Raw genomic sequence first — 21,609 nt, forward strand, 5'->3', positions numbered from 1 at the left:
GTCAATTGGTTGCCAATGTGGTCCATTGTCAGGTTATCCACCAAGCCAAATGAGGTACTGCCGTTTCCTGCATCTTTCTTGCCGTAACGTTGCAAGGTTTTGATATTGCCGTGCTTGTCGTAGGAATATGATGTTCCGTACTGTTCGCTGCCTATACCTGTGTAAGCGGCTGTTTTTAAGCGCGAGAGGTTATCGTAGGTATAAGTATATTTACGGGTTTGGTTGTCCTGTTTCCAGTCCATCCATTTAATATTCCCATTGTAAGTATAATCGAGATTCTCGACGAACAACGGGCTGTTGATGGATTTTGTCCACGAACGGACGTTATAGGCATAGGTTGAGTTCAGGTTGGCCTGCCCGCCTTTCTTGTTGGTCTTGAGCCGTCCCAGTTCGTCATAGCTGTTTTCTGCCAAAGTTACTTCTGCTGCTGTATTCAGCTTATGTTTGGTGGTCAGCAACCTTCCTGCATGGTCGTAGGTATAGGTGTAGACTTCGGTCTGGGTGGTTTTACCTGTGGCCTGGTGTACATGCTTCCTCTGTGTCGGCTGCCCGGTGAAGTTGTAGGCGATGTATTCCTTTTCCAGTCCTCCGGCAAGGTGGTTGTTACTCTTGGTCTGTATCAGCCTTGCCCGGTTGTCGTAATACATTACCGAGTAGAGATACGTTGTCCCTGTTGTTCCGTCGGCATTCATCTGGGCGGTCAGGGTACCGGTCAGCAGGCCTTTGTTCTTATGCTTATTAGCTGCCTGATGGTCTCCGTAGCATACTCCGTAACCCGTTTCGGTGGTATATTGCGTGTCGGCGGTATTGGGTACTCCCGTAATGCCCAAAAACTCATAGCCATCGTAAAAATTAACAGACAATACCGTTGCCGCAGATAAAGTGACTCCTGTAACCGTGTAACTGTTTGCCGGATTTGTACGGCCGGTATTATAGGTTGCCTTTACAACGATGTTTCCCAACGGGTTAGCCGAATAGTCGAGGCTGTTGGTACAGGTACCCGTCAGCACAACCCTTCCGAAGGCGTCGGGAATGGTAAATGTCCATTCTTTCGGGCTTTTATTGTATTGTTCCCCGTCCTGCGAGAAGATCAGCCGGTCGGCTTTGTCGTAAACATAGTAGTTCCATTCGCAGCCGGGTATCTTCTTTGCTATGCAGCGGTTGCGGTCGTCATACTTGTAAAGGTAAGCGTATTGCATCAAATTGGCATCTGTTTCTATCCAGTTAGAAGAATTCAATAGCCTGTCCGAAGCTTCGGGAGGAAGTACTGCCTTAAGATTTCCATAACTATCATAGATATAGTTTGTATCGTATCGCTTTCCCTCATTGATCTGGCGAGTCAGAACAACCTGCCCCAGCTTATCAGTGAACTCATAAGACATATTGCCGTCCTCGTCTTTCAGACGGGTGACAGAAAGCTCACCGGCAGGATAGTTAGCCGTACGGGATAGACTGATTACCTTTCTGTCGTCTGTTGTTTTATACAAGGCGCAAACTAAAGAATCGTTATCGACCCATGTCGTGCCGGATTTACCAATATTAGCCAGATAGTTATATCTAACCCCATACAAAGGCTCCACACATTTTTGATAGGTTCCGTTATCCATAAATTCATTAATGATCGACCGGTAAGCCTGACCATCCTCCCAGTCATTGCTTCCGGGATATTTTATGTAAGCACAGAAATCGTAATCATTGACAAATTCATATACGTATTGCCGTAGCTCTGGATAATCATCAAGATATGAATCCGGCAGGAGAGCTTTCGAGGCTTCGGGCAATAGTATAAAAGAATATTTTTCCCACCAGTTATTATCCGGAACAAAATATGTATCGTAAAACTCACCGTTAATAATATCACGAATCAAAATAACCATGTCATTACTTTCTTTAAAACGGTATTGAACAAGGCCATCGCTGTAAGTCCTTTTTTCGACGTCAAGGTATCCTTCATCAAAATAATAATATTCATTTTCATCATCATCAGAGCAATAGGCGTATAAATAAGAATCTGTTCCATATCCATATTGTTCGTATGCACGACATTGCAGTTCCCTTACTGTGGACGAGTTTTTCATGTATTCCGTTTTCATAATTGTCCTTGCCTCTGTTGTTTTACTATACCAGTCTTGCCCCGGACCATATTGTTCTTTAACACGGCTTAGGGGAGAGGCTTCGTAGACAGGTGAAGAATAGGGTTTCTGGTCGCCTGCATTAGACATTTGAATGAATATTTTAGCTGCCTCTACATCTACGAATGCACCGTTATTAGTTGTTGTGACTTTGCCAGGTAGCCATGCTTTGGACTCTCGGCCAAAAGCATCGTATTCCTGTATGCTTACCAAATCCCTGGCATCGGGTGTGATACCCCGCTGAACTGTCTGTATGGGACGCCCCAACCCGTCGAAGTATTCTACCTGGTCGAGGTAGGTTGTTCCCGATTCGTTGGTATAGGTGCGGGTATGGATATAGTTCTGGTTAGTGGAGAAACTACCCTGCCCCAAGAGACTAATGCCTATACTCAAAAATAATATATGTATAAATAATTTTTTCATAGCTTACTTCTGTTTTAAATTACTGGCTAATAAATAATACTTTTAGTAAGAGTTAGGATAATATATAAGATTATTATCACCTATTTTTTTCTCTGATGTAGAATTTAATAGTTCCATATGCAAAGCGATTCTAATTACTGTATCATATTGAGTATCCATATTCATTACTACAGATAAGGTTCCTGCCGGTATATTATCTAACGTAAATGTCTTACCAATATCTGCCTTCACTATTCTTTCGTTAAGCAATGTCTGACCATTATTATGACTTATTTTTAAAGTTACAAATGAATTGACTGGTATATAACTTCCGGAATCACCTATTCTGAATTTAAGACCGGAAGAAGATTTGAGTAGAATATTTGAAGTCAGTGCTGACGATGGGTATTTTGTATTTGAAAATTCTACCATTTCTCTAACAATCTTAATATGATGGCTAAATGTTTCTTCATTATTATACAAATTATCCCGAACTTTACATGTAATGAGGTAATTCCCTGGCACAAGAAATTGCGCAAAGGCACCTCCGACATCATTCAGAATCAGATGCTCTTCATTACCCAGCAAGAGCTTCCATTCGTAGCTGTAATATTGGCTGCCTCCTCCTCCCGAAGCACTAAAAGGAATAAAAATTGATCCCACTTCGGCAACTGCAGGAGCATTGCCCCAAGAACCGAATAATTGCATATAGGCAGGTTTTACATTTAATGGATGTGGCGTCAATGTCACGATCTCGTTAGTTATTAAATCTTTTATCTGGCAGTTTACAGTATATTCCCCCGCTGGTACATGGACATTATAACTACTGCTTCCTGTATAACTATTGACTATCGTTCCCTGTGAGTTTTTTAACGTCCATGAGTATTGCGTTTTTCCCGATCCTCCTGAACTGCCTGCTGTAAATATCAATTGTGTTGAGAAATCGGTAGTTGGCTTTTGCCCCCAACTGCCAGACAATGACATAACATTAAACTCTTCCGAATTATAAAATTTATAACCGAACTCTTGATCAGTTATCGAATAATCAATTATATGCTTACCTGGTACAAAATTGTGAATTATTTTGGCAGTATTGCCAGATCCTACAATGTTATTAGAAGCGTCTAATATCGACCATGAATAAGAATATGTCCCAGATGTGTTATTTTGAGAAATAGTTAAATCATTTATGTGGATATGAGGATTATTTACACTTAATATCATCGGCTTGATATCGACTCTCTCCGGATTTGAGTCAGATTGCTTATGGATATATGAGTATTCTGAAATCAACTTACTTTTATGGTCTTTTACATTTAATAATCTGCCGGCATTATCTATATTATAATAAGTTGTTATCCCTGTGGGATCGGTTACCGTTACCAGCCCTATAGGAGACTTGTAAGTATATGTGCTAACAATGGCACTAGGCAATGCTTTCTGTAGGCTTCCATCTTTTAATTTTGTTTCAGGGGGTACAAGCATATTTGATAATGTTTCTATACTTGCAACACTGAATACTGATTTTGCGGCAGTTTCAACGTCTGAATAAGAGCCTCCTTTGATTTCAGCAATCGGATATTGACCATTATAACCCCAAAGGTATATTGTATTTAAACCATCAATTGTAGTATAATGCAAAATATTCCCTTTCTGGTCGTATTTATTGAAGATTATATCCAAGCGTACCTTACCAGGGTCGGATGTTGATGTTTGAATAGAAGACGGGAAAATGCTACCATAATTATTTCTAATCCGTCCTATTTCTTTATCATTATGTTTTGTGATTGTTTCTATAATTGTCGAAAGCATATTTTTTTTATGCAGTGCCGATACTGGAGATGGATAGGTGTATTCTTTCTCTAAATAGTTATTTGTACTATTTGTCTGAGTAGTTTTTGACAGGCGATTTCTTCCGTCATACATATAAGTCTCTTTCATAGTAACAGGGTTCAACCCATCTTTGTCATACTGGACAACAGTTTTTGTTTCAGGAAGCAATCGGCCTTCTTGGATTCTATAAAACATATATGAGTATAAGCTAAGAATAAAGGAATAAGCATTATTATAATTAAAAGTGCTGCCACATGATTGTTCTGACAATAAATCAGGAAACTGATATCTTGTAAAGACCCAATACGCTGCTTCACAAGGAGGATCATTAGGAAAATGATAATCAAAATTGACAACTTGTCTTACTTTCATTTCGGAATAATCATAATGATCCAAAACTGAATTCGGATAACCGACATCTTTATATGTAAATCCTTCTTGGAATATTAGTTTATTATCTTTATTCCAAATCTCTTTTGTTTGCAACTGAGGAGAATAACCGAGAGCATATTCCAGCACATTGATTGTACTATTCGCTGAATATGGTTCTGATACCGGAAGATTAGACATAGAAACAGGATGGCTACTTGTTGTGTGAGGTGCTCCTACCATTGGTGAGGTTTTATATTTTTCGGGTATCAAGAATTTCATTATTGTTTTTCCTTCATATATCGTATCTATTCCATTTAAGGAAGCTTTTCTTATCGATACTTCCGGATAATTGACACTGAAGTCGTGCATAGGAACATTTCCAGTCGGATTCATGGAGTATGTTTTCGTACAAGAATAAAAAAATCGGCCAATCAATGAAAAGTTAAAAGACATACTTTTAAAATTATTTTCATCGATATTTAAGTTTGGAATGCCGTCAGAATACTTATAAGCAACAATTTCCGGACGTTTTAAGCCATCGTAGGTTTTAATAGATTTGATCCGCATACCCCCACCCACAATACCATTGAAACGATTGGGCTCATATTCAAATTCACGATAACCTCCTGTCGGATAAATAATAGTACGCAGCGAAAATATTTGTGGATTACTATTACTCTTTCTATCAACAAAGGACCATTCTTGTCCTGAGTGATTAAATTCCCTAAGCTTTTTTATAGTTGGAGGTAAGTAGTTAGTCCGGCTGGTAAATGAATATACTACTTTTTCATCTGCAAACTCTTTATGTAGAATAACATCGCTCCCCCCTCCTTTTTTATAAAATCCCCATTGATCCGGATAATAACCAGTCTGTACATTACCTTGCGGTTCGTTGTATAAAAATTTATATTCTTCTTTTAGTGAATTGGTGGTTTGTATTATAACAGCTCTTAGCAAATGATGCCAGGGCAAATGTTCGGATTCTACGGTTTCAGGAGAGGTTTTATAAGAAAAATAAATTGTCTTCAATATCTCTCCATTCTTAGACAATATTTGAATATTGTCAACCAAACATGGTGAATTTTTATTTGAACCAGGCCTGTTCATAAGACTAGGATTTTTATCATCTATTCTATTGATAACAATGGTCATATTAGGAGCTTCTATATTATCCAAATAGAAACTCTCTGTCAAGAAATAATTCCACTGATCTCGAGACGGTCTAATTGAGGAAGAAGTTGTTATGCTTTCGCTTTCGTGATTTCTCTCGCCAACACCTGAATAAGCTATTGCTGCGGCATCAGAGACATTGATAGATTGAAATTCTCCTGCATATCTTCCAGAATATTGAATATAAGGCTTATACCCGAAAGTAATTGAATCATTAAAGGGTGTAACCAATTTCGACAATAGCCAGGCGGTTGGGTGTGTTTCATTATTAATTACAGTCGATTCTATTGGCTTGGTATTATTATTGTTATATCCTCCGAAGTAGAATATATTTCCTTGTGTATCAACTATCGAGCCTCCTGTTGGGGATATGATGGCCTTCTCGAAGGTTTTCTCAAGAATATAGCCACTCTTATAAAGAAAATGTCCGCTTGAAGTTGGAATATTGAAAGTAAAAAGATCTTTTTCTCCATCAGCAGGAGTATTCCAGCTGGCAATGTATGAATGCTGTCCCCTTCTTTGATAGAGCGAACCTAGATATTCATCGATATTTAGGGGTTTGGGATCCCGTAATAGATTTTCCCAAAAATAATACGCATCATAATATGGCGCATCCTCAAAATCAGACCGACTATTAATTGTCCGGGAAATTCTATACCCGCCCACATTTATAGACCATCCTGCTCCTAAGTCTCCATCAAACTGCATAAATTTTACACCCGACGCATGATAAGAAAGAGTAATGGGGATTGTTAGTCCTTTTATTTTTAATTCTCCCAATGGAATGCTGATTTGAGGAATTCCATTATACTCATTTACCGGTTGGTTCACGTATTTTTCGAAAATGAAAGATTGAGGAGATGGCATTATAATATTTTGCTCATTAATTTTATATGCATCCGATAAATTTTGAGCTATTAGGCTCATGCTGTTTATCAGTAGTATTACTATATAAAAATATTTTTTCATAATATGCGGTTCACTTTTACTTTTTAATAATGATTTCATTTACGAACAGGTTGTTTGCTGTAATTCTCAGGATGTAGTTGTTGGGTCTCAGGGACGAACAATCCATTGTTTCGGTATATGTGCCCGCTGTCTTCTGCTGTGCCTTGATCCTTTTAACAGGCAAGCCTTCAATCGAATAAAGCTCGAAACTGACCTTGGCATCCTGCTTGAGATCATATTCCAGGTTCATCTGCGATTCTACCGGGTTCGGGTAAATCTTACAGGTCATCAGGTTTTCTAATGTCACTGTCTTGGCTGTTGTGTTATCTGTGTTCTTGTCTTTGTCCATATCCCATAGTTCTTCCAGCAAAGCCTGGTTCTCCGGGTCGGTATCCAGGTACAGGTGGTCCTGCGGTGGAAAGAAGAAAGCCGTCGAGAAGATTTCACTGTTGTCACTTTGCTTTGTGCTTCTCACTGTCTCAAAGACAGGATAACGGTAGCCTTTACTGTACCAGCGGCAGGTCTCCAACTGGATACCTGTATTTTGAGATTCTGTTGTTGTTTCTATATTCTCAGGGTTCTGTGTATAGGCTGACTTATCCAGGATGGTCTGGATAGTCTTTACCCGAAGGACTGGACTCAAAGTGTCTCCTGTGGGAAGGATCATCTTGCCATAAGCATCGGCAGAGGTTATCATTTGTCCTTGGGATTGCATATCAACTGTCGAGGAGTAAAGCCCTTTGGACTTATAATCGGATACGACTGTCTGCCCGTAGTTCAACGGGAAGTTCATCAAAGTCATCGGGGAAGTGTATTCCAGTTTGATGGTCGGGTTCTCATGGCCTAACTGTAGAAGGCTGTCATTTGAAAGGCGGTAATAGTACATCGTATTATGTTCTGTGCCTACCACCAGTTCATTCTCATGGACAGCTTTCTTTAAGAAGTGCATATCTCCCATGATGTAAATGGAATCATCCAACAGTGGGGGAAGGCTGTAAGTCAGGGTATACTCGTCATTGACGGTCTTCACCTTGCTGAAGTCCCATAACTTGTTTATTCCTGCTTCGCCCGGATCGGCAAACTCGACCTGCTGCTTGATTAATACATCTCCGGCCCGGAGATGGTTATGCACTGTATTTAACTGCCCATAACCAGGCAATATGAATAATACAGATACAATAAGGGTTACAACGAATGTCCTCATAGTATGGATTTATTAATTGAATGAATTATGTTATTTTGTCAAAATTATATTAGTTTAATAAAGAGTGCCCGGATATTTTGCTTTCCATTAGAGATAAATTTAAGCGATAATCTTAAAAAAAGATACATATGGTTAAAATACAGCTCAAAGGAATGTATTCTACACGAATATAACAATAGGGAATATCGGGCATATAGATTTTTTTCAAAACCGAATTATTTAAACACCTGATAATAAAGAATATATATTTAAATAAAAGTTTTGTGATATAGATTTTTTTTCAATTATAGGACGCCTGCCGTATCCGGAAAAACGCCCTTTAAATATTTTTCATGGAGATAAAACTTGTTTTTTACATTCAGGGTAAGCCTTTTTTAGAATTGTTTTTCTTCTTTGCATTTTAAAAATATTGTAAAAAGAAAAGCTACCTCGAATATTCTTACAATGCCCCAAATGATCCAGCAAAACAATTAAAAGCAACAGACTAATCTAAATTCAGGCCGCGATTGGATATTGATATGATAATTTCCAGTATTAAATTGAGAAAGAAAAGAATGAAGAAAAATAAGAATACGATTTGAATAATAAGCCTTTAGAATAGATAATATCCACTTACTAAAATCTTTATGTATTAATGAAGCTTCTGATTTCTAGCTAAGTAATTTATATGCTTATGCTTTTCTTTGTTCTCCTGTCTGATTGGTCGCTTTTTCGAGCTTATAGAGCAAAGCCAATGCCCGCTTTTCTGAGAAATTGGCCTTAACAGCCTTGACCGTCTGGTTGTAATTGTTGCCGATGGCCTGGAACTGCGCATAGAAATTCGTCAGGCGGGCATAGTAATCCATTGCCGCCTTGTCGATTTTAACCGTCTTCATAACGCTCCCGAACAGCATGCCCTTGATAAACTTCGCCTTTTCATTCATCCCCGATTGGAGGAATAAGGACATAAAGCGGGCGTTCTCGTCATCATTTAATTTAATGCCGTAGCGGTGTACGGCGCGGCTTGCCTTCGGCTTCCGGCCTTTTTGCTTCCGGTTGTTTTCTTTATCTGCTTCCATATAATAGCACATTTAGCGGTTTGTGATTTGATGGCAGCAGGGTTTCCGACTTTGGAGGAAACCCACAAGTGTTTTTGGATGCCCGAAGCATTTCGGGCGGCCAAAAACACAACTTGCTGTCAACGCGGGTTGACAGAATCCGCTCATTGCGGATTACCGTGCCCCATCGTTTGTACGTTTTATCAGTTTTTACTGTGTCCATAGGAATTGCTTATTAAGATTGTTTGAAATGACAGCCAAAATTACCCCCCATTCATACACGGGAAAAGGCATCGGGCTATGACAAGCGGTGACGTATGATGACGTAAATAGACAGTACAACTATTTTGTTACCAGAATATTAGCTTTTATTATTCCTTTGCGGCAAATACTTATTGCAATAAGCGCTTGTTGCATGAATTATTTGAGGCGTCAGGTAAGGGTTGCGATAAATAAATAATGCAGGCAATAAATATTACAAGCAATAAATGTTGCAAGCATTATACAATGTAGGCAATATGTATTGCAAACCATAAGCCCGGCAATCACCGGAGGTTGCGATACATAGTCATTATGATAAGTATATAATGCGCGGAATACAACAGTGACAGGATGCAGTAAATATTTACAGCAATAAGTATATGTTGCACTAAGCATTTCCTGCAATGTGCCAGGATTGCAACAAATACCGCAGGCATTTACGGCAACAAGTAAATAATACAGTTTCACAACTTTTAATTTTTAATTCTTAATTAAACAAAGTATGGAATCACAGACCAAATTCGTAGCCATCTCCAACCAGAAGGGCGGCGTGGGTAAATCGGCGTTCACGGTATTACTGGCCGGTTACTTTCATTATGTAAAAGGAAAGAATGTGCTGGTCGTGGACTGCGACTACCCTCAGTTCAGCATCCACAGCCTGCGGGAACGGGACAGGCAGACCGTCGCCAGGAACGACGGCTACAAGCAGCTGATCGTCTCGCAGTTCTCGCGGCTGCAAAAGAAAGCCTATCCGGTGATAACGGCTAATCCCGAAGAAGCGAAGGATATAGCGGACAGTTTCCTTGAGACAGCGGAAACAGCCATAGACATCGTATTCTTCGACCTGCCCGGAACAGTCAATGCCAAAGGCATTTTCAGGTCCATTATCAATATGGATTACATCTTTACCCCGATAGTGCCCGACCGGATGGCCATGCAGAGCAGCATGTCCTTTGTAGCGACCGTGCAGGACTATATCGGCCTGAATCCCAAAGCCCCCCTGAAGGAAATCCATGTGTTCTGGAACAGGGTGAACAGGCGCGTCCCCGCCGATCTGGTGAACATATACGACAAAATTATGAGGCAGCTGAAGCTGCGCGTACTGGAAACGAAGATACCGGATACCAACCGCTACGAAAAGGAACTGACCCTCGCGGGAAAAACCTTTTTCCGCTGCACGCTGCTCCCGCCCCCGGCAAAGATGCTGAAGGACAGCAAGTTCAGCGCGGGTATAAACAAGCGCATGACGGTACGTTTTTCTGTTTGTATATGCAATATCTCCGGTAAGCACTTGCCCGGCAAATTCCACATATATATTTTCCAATACCTCCGGTCGGACATCGATACCCGTTTGCAAGGCCTCCCGCAGCGCGGGGAACAGCCTCATCGAAATAAACCGTTCCATCATTTTTTGCGTTTTACATTTTTAAATATTTGATAACCTGATAAAAAGTAATAGTTCGGGGACCTGCACCTCTAGCTTCCCGGAGCCTGGCAACCGACGGGCCAACCTTGATATAAATCCCTAAAGGGCGGCGACGTTCGCCGCCCGACACTCGTATAAAGAAGAGCAGTCCGGTCATCATGCTCCGGGCGGCTCTGTCTATTTTGTATGGATAAGCCCGTGGCTGCTGTCACCAGGATATATGGACGCACTTCCCCGAACTATTACTGTATAAGATAAATAACCCTGCCGATGATGATACCGACAGGATTATAATTATTGCTTCGCAACACACAGACGGGACGTCTGCGCGAGCGTGCTGACTACTTTAATTACTGATTGACATTAATTATATATAGCTATGAATTCCCCCCAATAAAAAGCTCACACCGAAAAAAGTCATACCAACAGCCAGAATAGCAATGCTACAATATAAATGAAAATATCGAGGCGAACGGAATGCTTTAAAACTATTTCTGTGCATTGGAATAGCATACACGATCAATGTGATGAGAGCCCATGTTTCCTTCGAGTCCCATCCCCAATAACGCCCCCAGGATATATTAGCCCAAACAGCACCCAGAAAGATTCCTATAGCCAACAGGAATAGAGCCGGGAAGAGAAGTTTTAAATTCCATCTGTATAATTTATCGGATTTCCTTTTCGAACAAAGAGCTATAATACTAAATACGGCAATCAATATAAATAATAAATATGCTACCATTATAATCGACACATGGGCTGCTAACATTGGTGAACGCAATATCGGAGTCATCGGATTCATTTGTGAAATGTAGTACCATAGAATAGCTGTCACAACCGATATACCCAATAATCCTTTCCACGATATCCGGAGCCAAAGAATCCATAAAACGGATATTGCCAATAACAAATAGCCTGCATATGTTACAGCTATGCCGCAGGGATCATAGTTGACCAGCAGCGTTGCTCCCATCTCATCATTGTCATACTCCAGCTGATAGAAACGGTATCCTTCATGTTTATATATTTTATTCATAGAAACCTGACACACTTCTCCGTCAACTCTGAGATAACTTATAAAATCGATTGGATGATCTGTCTCCGAATCGTATTCGATTTCAAAAAGCAATAGCTTTATATCGAAAGGAACCTGATGCCTTTCATTATCTTCTTCCGATATATAATAGTTTAGTATCTGATTTTGCCGGATATGTATGTAGCCGCGGTCAGCGAAGAGAAATGTGACAAATGCACCGCACAATATAACAAACAAAGAGCAGTGCAATAAAAACACTGCTTTTTGTTGATATAATTTTCTATGAAAAATATAACAGGCTGAGGTTAAAACCAGTATACCCCATAATGCGACAAACCACCATGAGTCGTATATTGTACTCATTACTTGCTCGCGACCAAAAAGTTTTTCCAGAATAGTCGCAATTACCATAACCACAGTTAAAGCAAGCAGAGTCCCAAATGCCGGCCATTTTATATATTTAGGTCTCATCCAATTAAATTGACTCCAGGAATTTTACTAAAGCTTGTCTGTCCTCTTTAGATAGCTTACGGTACTTCTCTCTTGCATACTTTCCATCTCCTCCATGCCACATAATAGCTTCATTGTAATTACGGGCGCGCATATCATGCAGATGATCACTGGCGCCTGTACATTTCTGAGATAGTCCTCGTCCCCAAAGTGGAGTTGTACGGCACCATCCTGTACGAATATCATTTACCATTTCGAGACGATGTTGCAGAAGATCGGAGTATGGCCAGATTTTCTGATAAGGGTATTGAGGAAGTTTTCCTTTTACCATAGGATCTCCTGAATAGTTATCCGCGCCTGTAGTCCACGACGGACGGTGACAACTTGTACATCCGATAGAGTAGAACATCTCTTTTCCTCTTTTTACCGTAGGGTCATCCAAATTACGAGCCGCGGGGACAGCCAATCCACGATGCCATACCATAAAGTTTATATAATCTTCGTCCGCCATTTCGGCAGGCAGATTCTCAGACATCAGATAGTCATATATTTCCTGTTCGCTTTTACCTAAAGCTGCCTGAATAGCGGTATTCTTAGACATTGCCGTTGCATAAGCTGCGGTTACATAATGCTTTTTCCTATCCGAGCGGGTAACATTAGTAATGTTCCAGATTGCATTTGCTCCCGGCCCATTCTGCAATGTACCACGGGTAAGCCCATAAGTATAACGTCCCGGATGCGATGTCCCATCAACCTCCTTTATAAAATTCGCAGGAATATATTTAGCATCATTCAGAGTAAAGCCTAAACTCTTCTCACGCTGATATTGCGCGAGTAATGAATCATCATGGATTGCATCTATCAGCCCTGTACCATAAATACCTATTGTAGCTTCAAGCTTTACTTTGTAAAAATCCGGCATTGGAACATTAAACGCTGACCGGTCTATAGTTACTTCGGGGTATATTAAACTATAAGCTTCTCCATCAGGAAATTTATTACCAAATTCGTCGACATATTCTTTCCATTCTATTTTTATCCCCGATTCGTTGATTGGCGGAAGAAACGGAGCTACAGCCTGAGTTTGCGGCATACCGGTCAGCGCGCTCACATAATTGTCGTTCTCATCTATCACAACTAATAAATATCCGTTCCCGAAGTCATTCGCACGATATCGGTCTACCCTTTTTCCATGTCCGTATCCCGGATGGCATGTAATACATGAACTGCGGACAAACGCAGGGCCTAAACCACTACGCAAGCCACTCGAACCGGTACTGAACTGATCTTCAAAAAATGCTTCTCCGTATTTAAAGCGCAAAGAATAATCTGAACTCTGTTCAACCGCCGGCGTAGGCTGTTCGTAAGCAAACGGTGTCTCAATAAATGCAGTCCCCAATATCCCTCCTGAATAGTACTCCTCTGACAGCTCCTTATCCGGCGTTCCATTATTGCTATTGTTATCGTCACTACAGCTTACAACAAGTACTAGAAAGCTGCTCAGTATGCTAAGCATGTATAAATTAACTTTTTTCATGTTGATCGTTTTTCATAATTGAAATAAGAGGATACACTATGAAAAGTATCCTCTTAGTAAATTCTAACTATTCACTATTTTCTTAAAGCTACCTTAGCTTCTGTAAGCACATCAGCTAATTCATTACAAGCATCCATCGCCGCTTTGGCCTGAGTTGAAGAATAGTTGGTATCAAACGGATAAGGAATAGCTTCTATTTTGGCTATGGCATTAGCGATAGCATTTATGACCTTAGTATTGAGCTCAGAATGAACAATCTTGATATAGTCGCTTACCGATACTCCTCTGGCACTTGCGCTGATTCCGCCGAGATATGCATTTTCAATACTTTTTATATTGTCTATAAAGTCAACTTTTGAGTTATAGCTATAAGGCGATTCAAGATAATTAGGATCTTCTCCTGTATGAGGTTTACCTATTTTCATGGTGGCTACTTCATCTGCGATAGTTACACATCCCTCTATTATAGCTTCATTCGCATCCAATATCGTTCTATATGTACTTCCTGCTTTTCCTGCATTTATCATATCCGCACCGTAGTATGATTTATTTCCCATAGTTACCCCCAACTCGAATTCTTCTATTAAGGCTTGTTTCACTGCACTTACATTATCAAGTCCTGCCCAGGCCGCTTCCAGACGGATACATTGATTACGAAGGTCACCGGCAACAGCAACAGCATATATCAGTTCATTATTTGTAATCTGGCTAGCGCTTTTCACGTTTCCATTTGCATATAGGATGTATTCTATGCCGTGAAATCCAAGCAAACTAGGTCCTAATTTTTCTCCTGCCCAAGCTGATCCATCTTCAGAGTCCATACTGGCTAGATAATCATTATTATTGAGCAACGATACTAACGCGGTTCTGTCTAACGGCCAAGTATCTATGTGTGGATCAATCCCGAAATCGCCCGCAGCTCCAAAGAGGAATGCTTCACTTAATTCCCAGTATTTACGCGTTGCAATCCACTCGTCTGTTGCTTTTTTTACATTTGCATCTGTTTTATTTGCCTTTAGCGCTACCAATGCCTCATATAAATCGATAGTCTCGTCTGCTAACGATTTATAGGTCGTTATTACCACATTATTTACATACTGAGGGACAGCTTTTTCAAGGATTTCCTGATTTTCGTTACCTGTATTATCTTCACCGTCGCTACAAGAGGTAGTCCCGAATACCATCGCTACCACGAAAACTACCAATGGCAGATATTTAAAAAAGATTCTCATATGATTTTAATTAAAGATTAGTGTTTTATATATTATTTTGTAAAAAAGCCTGCATATGCAAAGCCAATCGATAGGCTATTCTCATTGTTGTATTGGCTTTTCAGCAGACCAGCCGAATATTCAGCTTTGAATACAATGTTTTTGATTGGGAAATAATTTATACCTCCCACTATACGTTGACGCCCGCACCACTCGTCATCTTGTATGTTGGTTGCCGTATCATACATAGAATCATAATATTCATAGCGGGCAAACACATATAGCTTTTGTTTATCTTTTTGCATTTTTGAGATATGGGCAAAAACATTATATCCTGCTTCAACCCCACAGGCAAGAGCGTCAGATGCTACATTCGTACGAGGCGATGGGGATAGTTTAGGTAAACTCTTATTATAACCCGATATAATCTCAGAATCGCCAAGATGTCCATAATCGAAATATCCACGGGCAATCAGATTATTCGCATTATATTCGAAATCGAATGATCCGATTGTAACAGCGCCTTTAACATTTTTATATTTATCTGCCTGCGAAGGCTGCATATTATTCTTAAAACTAAGACCATAATACCCGCTTATACCAAGTCGCAAACCGGATATCGAGTAATTATCAATACGCGCAGCGCCGGCATAAGTATTTGCGATCTTAAATTCATATGGTGATGGAGAACCTCCCTGTATCCAATTCTGGCGGCTAAATAATTCTGAATCAAGCCCGGGTAAGAACATAGTCTCATAACGCCATTTGCCTATATTTCCCCATAGGCTAATACCTGTCTCATGCCACGTACACGGCATTATGGTGTTTTCACCTTCAGGACGATAAACTGTAAAAAACTGAGTCGGAAGGTGATTGCCATTTGTCAATCCCACCGGTACTATAATATGACCTATTCTCAGGTTCAACGCTTTTGCAAATGTTTTTTCAATCCAGAACTGTTCCAAAGCGACTTCTCCCCCTCTTTCAACTTCAGTTTCGTATTCTCCCGCTTCCTCGGCTTCCAGCTCTACCGCAGCTTCTGTTCCACCATGTTCGAATTCAATCTCTGCATTCATTCTCCATCCCTTCCCAAAATCATAACCGACGAAAAATGTGACATGAGGAATATCAAATCGACCATGACTTTTAGCATTTTTATATTCATTTGCATGGGAATAGCGATTAATATTATCACTAAAGAAATTACGAGTCATCGCAATTTCTCCATACCCACCTAATTCTAACCGAGATAAAGCCTTTGTTAACTTCATAACTCGGCTTAAATCTTCTGTTGATAAAGAATTTTCTTGCTTTTTAGAACAAATAGAATCTTGAGCTTTTAACTCCTGAGCGGATAATTCAGTAGAAATAAGAATAAATACAACAAACAACATTGACGAATAGACAATATACGCTCTCATTTCATATTAAATTTTCGTTAAAAATGTAAAAACTCCACAAAAGTATTACTAAGAGAGAGGCGTATCAATACCTAATTGTAAGTATTTATTATAGGTACTATACATAGGTATAGGTATAGACTATGATATTATAGATATAAATTATGATTTATTTGAATGAGATAATTGATCTGCTACGAAGTAGGTTTTGAAAACCTGTCGCATTATAGATCCCTATTTTTCGGAAATTCTTTCGTTCTCACAAATTAATCTAAGTGAAAATGGCAGGTAATAAAGGGTTGGTAACAGCATATGTTTAATGCTTCCGAATAGGAATAGGAATAGGAATAGGAATAGGAATAATATATTAAAATTCACTTTATATATTAATTCATTAGTGTCCCATTAAAATTGAGACGTTTTAAAAATTAAATAAATCTGGTCCATCAAGGCCGTATCGTTCTTTGTCATTTTGAACTTTAGTTTTGTTAAAGAGGTCTTTCAAATGGGTCTTATCAGTCAATGATATGCTTAGAATTTGGAGAATTTCGTACGTACTTCTGTCGAGTCTCATATCATGTTGAATGATTGCTACCAAGCAATAAGCACATATGGCAACATAGATTTGTATTCTTACGGCATTCTCTGTAGTACCCCAAAACTTTTTGATTTTGAGGTGCTGCTTGAGCCATTTAAAGAATAGTTCTACTTGCCATCGATTCTTATACAGTTCTGCAACTTGCAGAGCAGATATGTCCGTGGCATTGGTTAAGAATACAAATTCTCGCTTTTGTTCTTCATCCCAATATCTAACCAATCGAAGTTTCTCTGGATAGTATTGTTTTGGATAAAAGCCAGTCAATTCAATAGTCATATCAGAGAGTACATTCTTGGGTAACCTACGTTTCCATTTGACGGCTTTGTACTGAAGATTCTTCTTTGCCCTGATAACAAAGTAGGCTTCTATTTGATGAATCTTATACAACATCTTGAAATTGTTATAGGCACGGTCAAATATATAGTAAGAGCCCGGCTCATAAGGTATTTCTTTCATCGCCTTTGAATCGTGTGTAGCTGCTTCGGTGATATGAAGAATGTAGGTATCTGTGTTTCTACATCATATAATGTATGCACCTTAATACCTCCTTTCATCTTGCGAAATTTTGCCCACCAAAATACAGCAAGACACAAATCAATGGTTGTTGAATCGAAAGCATAAACATTTCCACCAAGTTTGAAGATATCTGTAGCGCGCTTTTGCCTGGCTTCGTTTACCAAATAGTAAGCATACTCTTCAAAAATGTGATAGTCTCTATCCCCGTTGGCTCTTGCTAAGGATGATTTTGAAACATTCTTACCCATTCCTAAGTGATAACATTTGGAGTGGTGAGCATCAAGAGCAACAACCAGATCTCGCAGACTTACACGATTGGAGAGTTGACCGAACATCAAAGCAAGCAGTTGATTCCAACAGGTGAAGTGTTTCACGTATTTATCACCATTATACTTGGCTACAATACGATTGAACTTACTTCGATTCAGGAACGAAGTCAATTGAGCGAAAACATATTTATCTTGGAACATATGCAATCAGATTAATCTGTTGCAAAGCTACCAATTCAAGTCCGTTCGCTCGAAAAACCTCTGTAACTAACTAAATATCAAATATTTCAAAGAACTATTTTGGATTTTAATGGGACAGTAATGTTCATTTGTTTTTTTTGAATTTTCTATCCGTTCTGATCGACAGTAATGATTTTGGTCAGCCTCCCTGCCTTTAAGTGGATATAACCGGTACGGGCGGTACCGCCGGTATTTGCCGTAACCGAAACCGATACGGTTGTGGTTGTATTGGCGGGACCCGAGGTTGTACCGGCGCTCAGCCAGGTGATGGTGACGCGGGATGCGTCCGCGATCTTGTTTTAAACCGGACGACACAAATATTCTCCTAAATATCAGACACTTAGCAAGTGTTGGAACAGATTCGTTTAACGTATATTTAACCGCCACAAATATATCCTTCATTTTTTATAACGGATTCAATATTACGTTATCTATTTTCGCACTTTCTTTACCTTTTTGAACACCCCTGCCCGTATGGTGCCGTATCTCTCCCGGGAGGTGCCTTTCGTGCATCGGAAACGTGATAAGACGGCCCCCTTTCAATATTATTATAGATCAGGGATATAATTAAATGATTAACCGCATAAGCACCCCAATCCAATTTTTCCTTATTTATATCAGTTGCAGCAATAGTTGACAGAGGATCAGCTCCTGTACCTGTAAATCCGGCTCTTTCTCTTCTTATTTTCCAATACTCTATAGTTTTTCCTGAACTAAGACTTTTCGTTAACATATACTGTGCTTGTATATAATTTAACAGCGCTTCTGTAGCCCGGAATGTTATTGCAGCAGTATAGCCGTTCCAATTACTACACAATGCCCGATCAAAAGTACCACCTTTACGAAGTGAATATCCAGTCGAATATCCCAGTTCATCCTGCAAATTAGTTATGTCTGGAATTGGTTCAATTTCAACGCTTATATCACCTTTAGCATAGTCCATGTTTTTAAAAACATTTTTTTGACCTGGAACTTTTAAGAATACTTTCAGTCGAGGATCCCTGTTAGTCGCAACATTTTGTAATGATTCGTCATTGTATGTGTATGCAGAGGCGTAAATCGGTTTTCCATCTTCCATTAAAAAAGATTCTACCAAGCTTCGAGTTGGACCGGTACCCCAATTTCCATGTTGGATCGCAACCTCTACATTATTCTTGACATTTAATCCTTCATTATATTCTCTCCAAAGAAGTACCTCTGAATATTTACTCATATTAATATTTCCAGACATACTGAAATATGGGTTTTCAGGGTCTGCATCTGTTTGAGGTATAGTACCCGTATTAGTTACTAAATTACTGTTATATTTTGAAGATGTTGCTCATTTTCACCGCTCATTTAAAAGGTTGACCGGCATGTCGCCTATTGCTTATAAAAATCAGTATAGATAGAAAGTTTATCACTTGAATCAGATATACGATAAAAAATTGATAAACTTGCTAAAGAATATTTTATTACATGTAACATATATATCTTTCTTAAAAACGTTTCCTGCAAGAATTTCTTAACTCTTCCAGCCGTTCCCTGCCGCTTTTGACCGCTCTCCTTTCCAGCAGTGCTTTTATATCGCCTGTCTTGTAATGATGCTTTTTGGCTATGGTGGAGAATTTCAGGCCTCCGCTGTTTCGCAGGCGTTGTAAAGTTTTCGTGCTGACCTTCAGATAACCGCAAACCTGTGCCTCGTCCAGCCATGTGTTGTCGTCGGCAGGAAGCCGTTCCATGTATTGTTCGATAAACCCGGCTATCCGGTCGATTTTACGAACCAGTCCGTTCCATTCCTCCGTATTAACTGTAATTGTTTCCATAAGTTTTTGTATTTATATTGCTTTATTGTTTTATCGTTCTCACGCCGCAAAGTTCGGGAATATTGGTTTTGGTTATAGCGTACCGCTGGTATGACATATAATGACGGATGATGACACTTGTGCTCCCTCCATTGTATTTACAGCTGCAATCCGTATAGCTTTGCCTGCGACAAACCTAAAAAAACAGGAAATTTATGAGTACGATAACTATCTACGAAAAAACATTCAACGAGCTGCTGTTTCGGCTGGAAATGTTTGTTGGGAAGGTAACGGCACTTTGTGAGCAATTGGAAAAAAAGGAACTGAAAAAGTGGTACGACAACCAGGCTGTATGCCGGATACTGAATATCAGTCCGCGCACCCTGCAAACACTGCGTACAAATGGTACGCTGCCCTATACACAAATCAACAGGAAAATATTTTACAGGCCGGAAGATGTGGACGCCCTCATTATAAACTCAACGAAAGAAGAAAGCCATGAATGATAAAACAAATGACAGGATAATTACAAAAGACGATAAACGGCTTGTGGTTCTGCTTCAAACAATTGACCAACTGTCCGATACCATAGAAGATATTGCCCGCAACCTCAAGCCGGGACTTGAAGGCGGACAATACCTGACGGACAGGGAAGTGTCCAAAATGCTAAAAATCAGTCGCCGGACATTGCAGGATTACCGCACGCAAGGCAAAATTTCCTTTTACCGTATCGGAGGGAAGATACTCTACCGGACGGGGGATATCGGGCGTTTTATGGAGGAACACTACAGGGACAGAAGGCCGGACAAAGGCTTTACCTGTATTTGAACTGCTCGATTTTCCGTAAAACATCCGACAGGTTTCCCATATCCCTGCTTACCTTTTCATTCGTTATTTTGGCATAACGCTGTGTTGTCTTTATGTTCTTGTGCCCCATCGTCTTGCTGAGCGATTCGATGGGTACGCCGTTGGTCAGGCAGATTTCTGTCGCATAGGTGTGCCGGTTTCGGGACGGTAGCAAGGTAAAGCTCAAAGTCGGTGATAAAGGCCGGGGCAAGCTCTATCAATGCTATATCTGTACGGTTATACCGCTTTTTAATAAACGCTTCCAGGTGCAGGTAAACATCCTTGTATTTCTGGTATGTTGAATTCGACCTCAACCCGGCATCGAGCATTTTCTTAAAATCGTCATTGTGCTGCCTGAATACCTGCAACAGGGTTTCACCGCGCAAGTCTATACCGAGGAAGGAGTTCTTTACTTTTTCGGCGGTAACATACGAATCCCGCTCCAATACCTTTTTATAATGTTTGTCTATCCCTGCTTTGATTTCATCCAGCAGGCTGTTGATTTGCCTGGCCTGATCGCTGCGTCCCGCTGCACGGTTGTAGTTCGTTTCCCACAGGCAGGGGTGGACGGAGGCCTTGCAACTGAACTGCGCGATCATCCCGTCGATGGTAATCCTTGCCATGATGGGGGCTTCGCCATCCCTGTTCAGGTTGTTCTTCTTCAAATAGAATAATACTTTAAATGTACTTCGCATACAATAACTCAATTAAAGTTTCAAAATTATTTACCATTGAGTTATCTGCCGCTACGCAAAATACGGCTAATCAGCGCTAACAAAACTTTTGACAGCTTTTTACAGTTGATTTTATTACCTTTCCTCTAAAAAACTAAGCCCCCCCTTATCTTTATGGGCTTCTTAGAGGTGTCATCCCTGTATTTTGACATAAAATCTCCTGTCCGCTCCTATCCGAAAGAGCAGAATGTCGTCATTTATAT

The 21,609-nt window shown here is 40.0% G+C and carries 16 protein-coding genes and 3 pseudogenes; 3 read left to right on the forward strand and 16 right to left on the reverse strand.

Annotated elements, in window-relative coordinates:
- The 5 genes from ACYPZI_RS13300 to ACYPZI_RS13320 form a co-directional block, all read right to left on the reverse strand.
- Window positions 1-2,555: DUF6443 domain-containing protein (locus ACYPZI_RS13300; protein WP_459602399.1), on the reverse strand; the 2,555-nt coding region annotated here is incomplete at its 3' end.
- 42 nt (window positions 2,556-2,597) lie between these two features.
- Window positions 2,598-6,878, reverse strand: coding sequence for a hypothetical protein (locus ACYPZI_RS13305; RefSeq protein WP_459602401.1), 4,281 nt, complete (start codon window positions 6,876-6,878; stop codon window positions 2,598-2,600).
- Window positions 6,879-6,894: 16 nt separating this feature from the next.
- Window positions 6,895-8,061, reverse strand: coding sequence for a T9SS type A sorting domain-containing protein (locus ACYPZI_RS13310; protein WP_459602403.1), 1,167 nt, complete (start codon window positions 8,059-8,061; stop codon window positions 6,895-6,897).
- Window positions 8,062-8,732: 671 nt separating this feature from the next.
- Window positions 8,733-9,119, reverse strand: coding sequence for a conjugal transfer protein MobA (gene mobA, locus ACYPZI_RS13315; RefSeq protein WP_459602405.1), 387 nt, complete (start codon window positions 9,117-9,119; stop codon window positions 8,733-8,735).
- Window positions 9,120-9,530: 411 nt separating this feature from the next.
- Window positions 9,531-9,827 carry a hypothetical protein gene (locus tag ACYPZI_RS13320; protein ID WP_459602407.1) on the reverse strand — a complete coding sequence of 99 codons (297 nt, stop codon included), beginning with the start codon at window positions 9,825-9,827 and terminating at the stop codon, window positions 9,531-9,533.
- 34 nt (window positions 9,828-9,861) lie between these two features.
- On the opposite strand from ACYPZI_RS13320, the gene ACYPZI_RS13325 reads away from it, so the two are divergent.
- The gene (locus ACYPZI_RS13325; RefSeq protein WP_459602409.1) at window positions 9,862-10,797 is read left to right on the forward strand and encodes a ParA family protein; all 936 of its coding nucleotides are present in this window, start codon (window positions 9,862-9,864) and stop codon (window positions 10,795-10,797) included.
- A 355-nt stretch (window positions 10,798-11,152) separates the two neighbouring features.
- Here ACYPZI_RS13325 and ACYPZI_RS13330 read toward each other — a convergent pair whose 3' ends face one another.
- The 9 genes and pseudogenes from ACYPZI_RS13330 to ACYPZI_RS13370 form a co-directional block, all read right to left on the reverse strand.
- Window positions 11,153-12,292, reverse strand: a complete 1,140-nt coding sequence (locus tag ACYPZI_RS13330) for a cytochrome c biogenesis protein (protein ID WP_459602411.1) — start codon at window positions 12,290-12,292, stop codon at window positions 11,153-11,155.
- A 4-nt stretch (window positions 12,293-12,296) separates the two neighbouring features.
- Window positions 12,297-13,808 (reverse strand): di-heme oxidoredictase family protein, encoded by a 1,512-nt coding sequence (locus tag ACYPZI_RS13335; RefSeq protein WP_459602413.1) that lies wholly within the window; start codon window positions 13,806-13,808, stop codon window positions 12,297-12,299.
- A 74-nt stretch (window positions 13,809-13,882) separates the two neighbouring features.
- Window positions 13,883-15,040, reverse strand: coding sequence for an imelysin family protein (locus ACYPZI_RS13340; RefSeq protein ID WP_459602415.1), 1,158 nt, complete (start codon window positions 15,038-15,040; stop codon window positions 13,883-13,885).
- Window positions 15,041-15,072: 32 nt separating this feature from the next.
- A complete protein-coding gene (locus tag ACYPZI_RS13345) occupies window positions 15,073-16,440 on the reverse strand; it encodes a hypothetical protein (RefSeq protein WP_459602417.1) in 1,368 nt (455 codons plus the stop codon).
- Between the two features lie 400 nt (window positions 16,441-16,840).
- Window positions 16,841-17,735: pseudogene (locus ACYPZI_RS13350) on the reverse strand (IS4 family transposase).
- Between the two features lie 103 nt (window positions 17,736-17,838).
- Window positions 17,839-18,003: pseudogene (locus tag ACYPZI_RS13355) on the reverse strand (DUF4372 domain-containing protein); the annotation flags it as partial.
- 146 nt (window positions 18,004-18,149) lie between these two features.
- On the reverse strand, window positions 18,150-18,335 hold the full coding sequence (locus ACYPZI_RS13360; RefSeq protein ID WP_459602427.1) for a BACON domain-containing protein: 186 nt from the start codon (window positions 18,333-18,335) through the stop codon (window positions 18,150-18,152).
- A 155-nt stretch (window positions 18,336-18,490) separates the two neighbouring features.
- Entirely contained in the window at window positions 18,491-19,273 is a 783-nt protein-coding gene (locus tag ACYPZI_RS13365) for a RagB/SusD family nutrient uptake outer membrane protein (protein ID WP_459602419.1), read from the reverse strand.
- A gap of 247 nt (window positions 19,274-19,520) precedes the next feature.
- Window positions 19,521-19,847, reverse strand: coding sequence for a helix-turn-helix domain-containing protein (locus ACYPZI_RS13370; protein ID WP_459602421.1), 327 nt, complete (start codon window positions 19,845-19,847; stop codon window positions 19,521-19,523).
- Between the two features lie 251 nt (window positions 19,848-20,098).
- On the opposite strand from ACYPZI_RS13370, the gene ACYPZI_RS13375 reads away from it, so the two are divergent.
- Together ACYPZI_RS13375 and ACYPZI_RS13380 are read left to right on the forward strand one after the other, a co-directional pair.
- Entirely contained in the window at window positions 20,099-20,332 is a 234-nt protein-coding gene (locus tag ACYPZI_RS13375) for a helix-turn-helix domain-containing protein (protein WP_459602429.1), read from the forward strand.
- Complete coding sequence (locus tag ACYPZI_RS13380) at window positions 20,325-20,654, forward strand: helix-turn-helix domain-containing protein (RefSeq protein ID WP_459602423.1); 330 nt, start codon at window positions 20,325-20,327, stop codon at window positions 20,652-20,654. The genes ACYPZI_RS13375 and ACYPZI_RS13380 overlap by 8 nt, the downstream gene beginning before the upstream one ends.
- Here the strand turns inward: ACYPZI_RS13380 and ACYPZI_RS13385 are convergent.
- Both ACYPZI_RS13385 and ACYPZI_RS13390 read right to left on the reverse strand, forming a co-directional pair.
- A complete protein-coding gene (locus ACYPZI_RS13385) occupies window positions 20,641-20,883 on the reverse strand; it encodes a tyrosine-type recombinase/integrase (RefSeq protein ID WP_459602425.1) in 243 nt (80 codons plus the stop codon). The two genes, ACYPZI_RS13380 and ACYPZI_RS13385, sit on opposite strands and share 14 nt — an antisense overlap.
- A gap of 7 nt (window positions 20,884-20,890) precedes the next feature.
- Window positions 20,891-21,367 (reverse strand): annotated as a pseudogene (locus ACYPZI_RS13390) (Arm DNA-binding domain-containing protein); the annotation flags it as partial.
- Window positions 21,368-21,609 lie beyond the last annotated feature (242 nt).

The sequence above is a fragment of the Dysgonomonas reticulitermitis genome (assembly GCF_054601275.1).

Excerpts from the sequence above, each read along its gene's own strand:
- mobA (WP_459602405.1), bottom strand. The coding sequence starts at position 9,119 with ATGGAAGCAGATAAAGAAAACAACCGGAAGCAAAAAGGCCGGAAGCCG.
- ACYPZI_RS13340 (WP_459602415.1), bottom strand. The coding sequence starts at position 15,040 with ATGAGAATCTTTTTTAAATATCTGCCATTGGTAGTTTTCGTGGTAGCG.
- ACYPZI_RS13335 (WP_459602413.1), bottom strand. The coding sequence starts at position 13,808 with ATGAAAAAAGTTAATTTATACATGCTTAGCATACTGAGCAGCTTTCTA.
- ACYPZI_RS13330 (WP_459602411.1), bottom strand. The coding sequence starts at position 12,292 with ATGAGACCTAAATATATAAAATGGCCGGCATTTGGGACTCTGCTTGCT.
- ACYPZI_RS13370 (WP_459602421.1), bottom strand. The coding sequence starts at position 19,847 with ATGGAAACAATTACAGTTAATACGGAGGAATGGAACGGACTGGTTCGT.
- ACYPZI_RS13345 (WP_459602417.1), bottom strand. The coding sequence starts at position 16,440 with ATGAGAGCGTATATTGTCTATTCGTCAATGTTGTTTGTTGTATTTATT.
- ACYPZI_RS13380 (WP_459602423.1), top strand. The coding sequence starts at position 20,325 with ATGAATGATAAAACAAATGACAGGATAATTACAAAAGACGATAAACGG.
- ACYPZI_RS13365 (WP_459602419.1), bottom strand. The coding sequence starts at position 19,273 with ATGTCTGGAAATATTAATATGAGTAAATATTCAGAGGTACTTCTTTGG.
- ACYPZI_RS13305 (WP_459602401.1), bottom strand. The coding sequence starts at position 6,878 with ATGAAAAAATATTTTTATATAGTAATACTACTGATAAACAGCATGAGC.
- ACYPZI_RS13375 (WP_459602429.1), top strand. The coding sequence starts at position 20,099 with ATGTTTGTTGGGAAGGTAACGGCACTTTGTGAGCAATTGGAAAAAAAG.
- ACYPZI_RS13325 (WP_459602409.1), top strand. The coding sequence starts at position 9,862 with ATGGAATCACAGACCAAATTCGTAGCCATCTCCAACCAGAAGGGCGGC.
- ACYPZI_RS13310 (WP_459602403.1), bottom strand. The coding sequence starts at position 8,061 with ATGAGGACATTCGTTGTAACCCTTATTGTATCTGTATTATTCATATTG.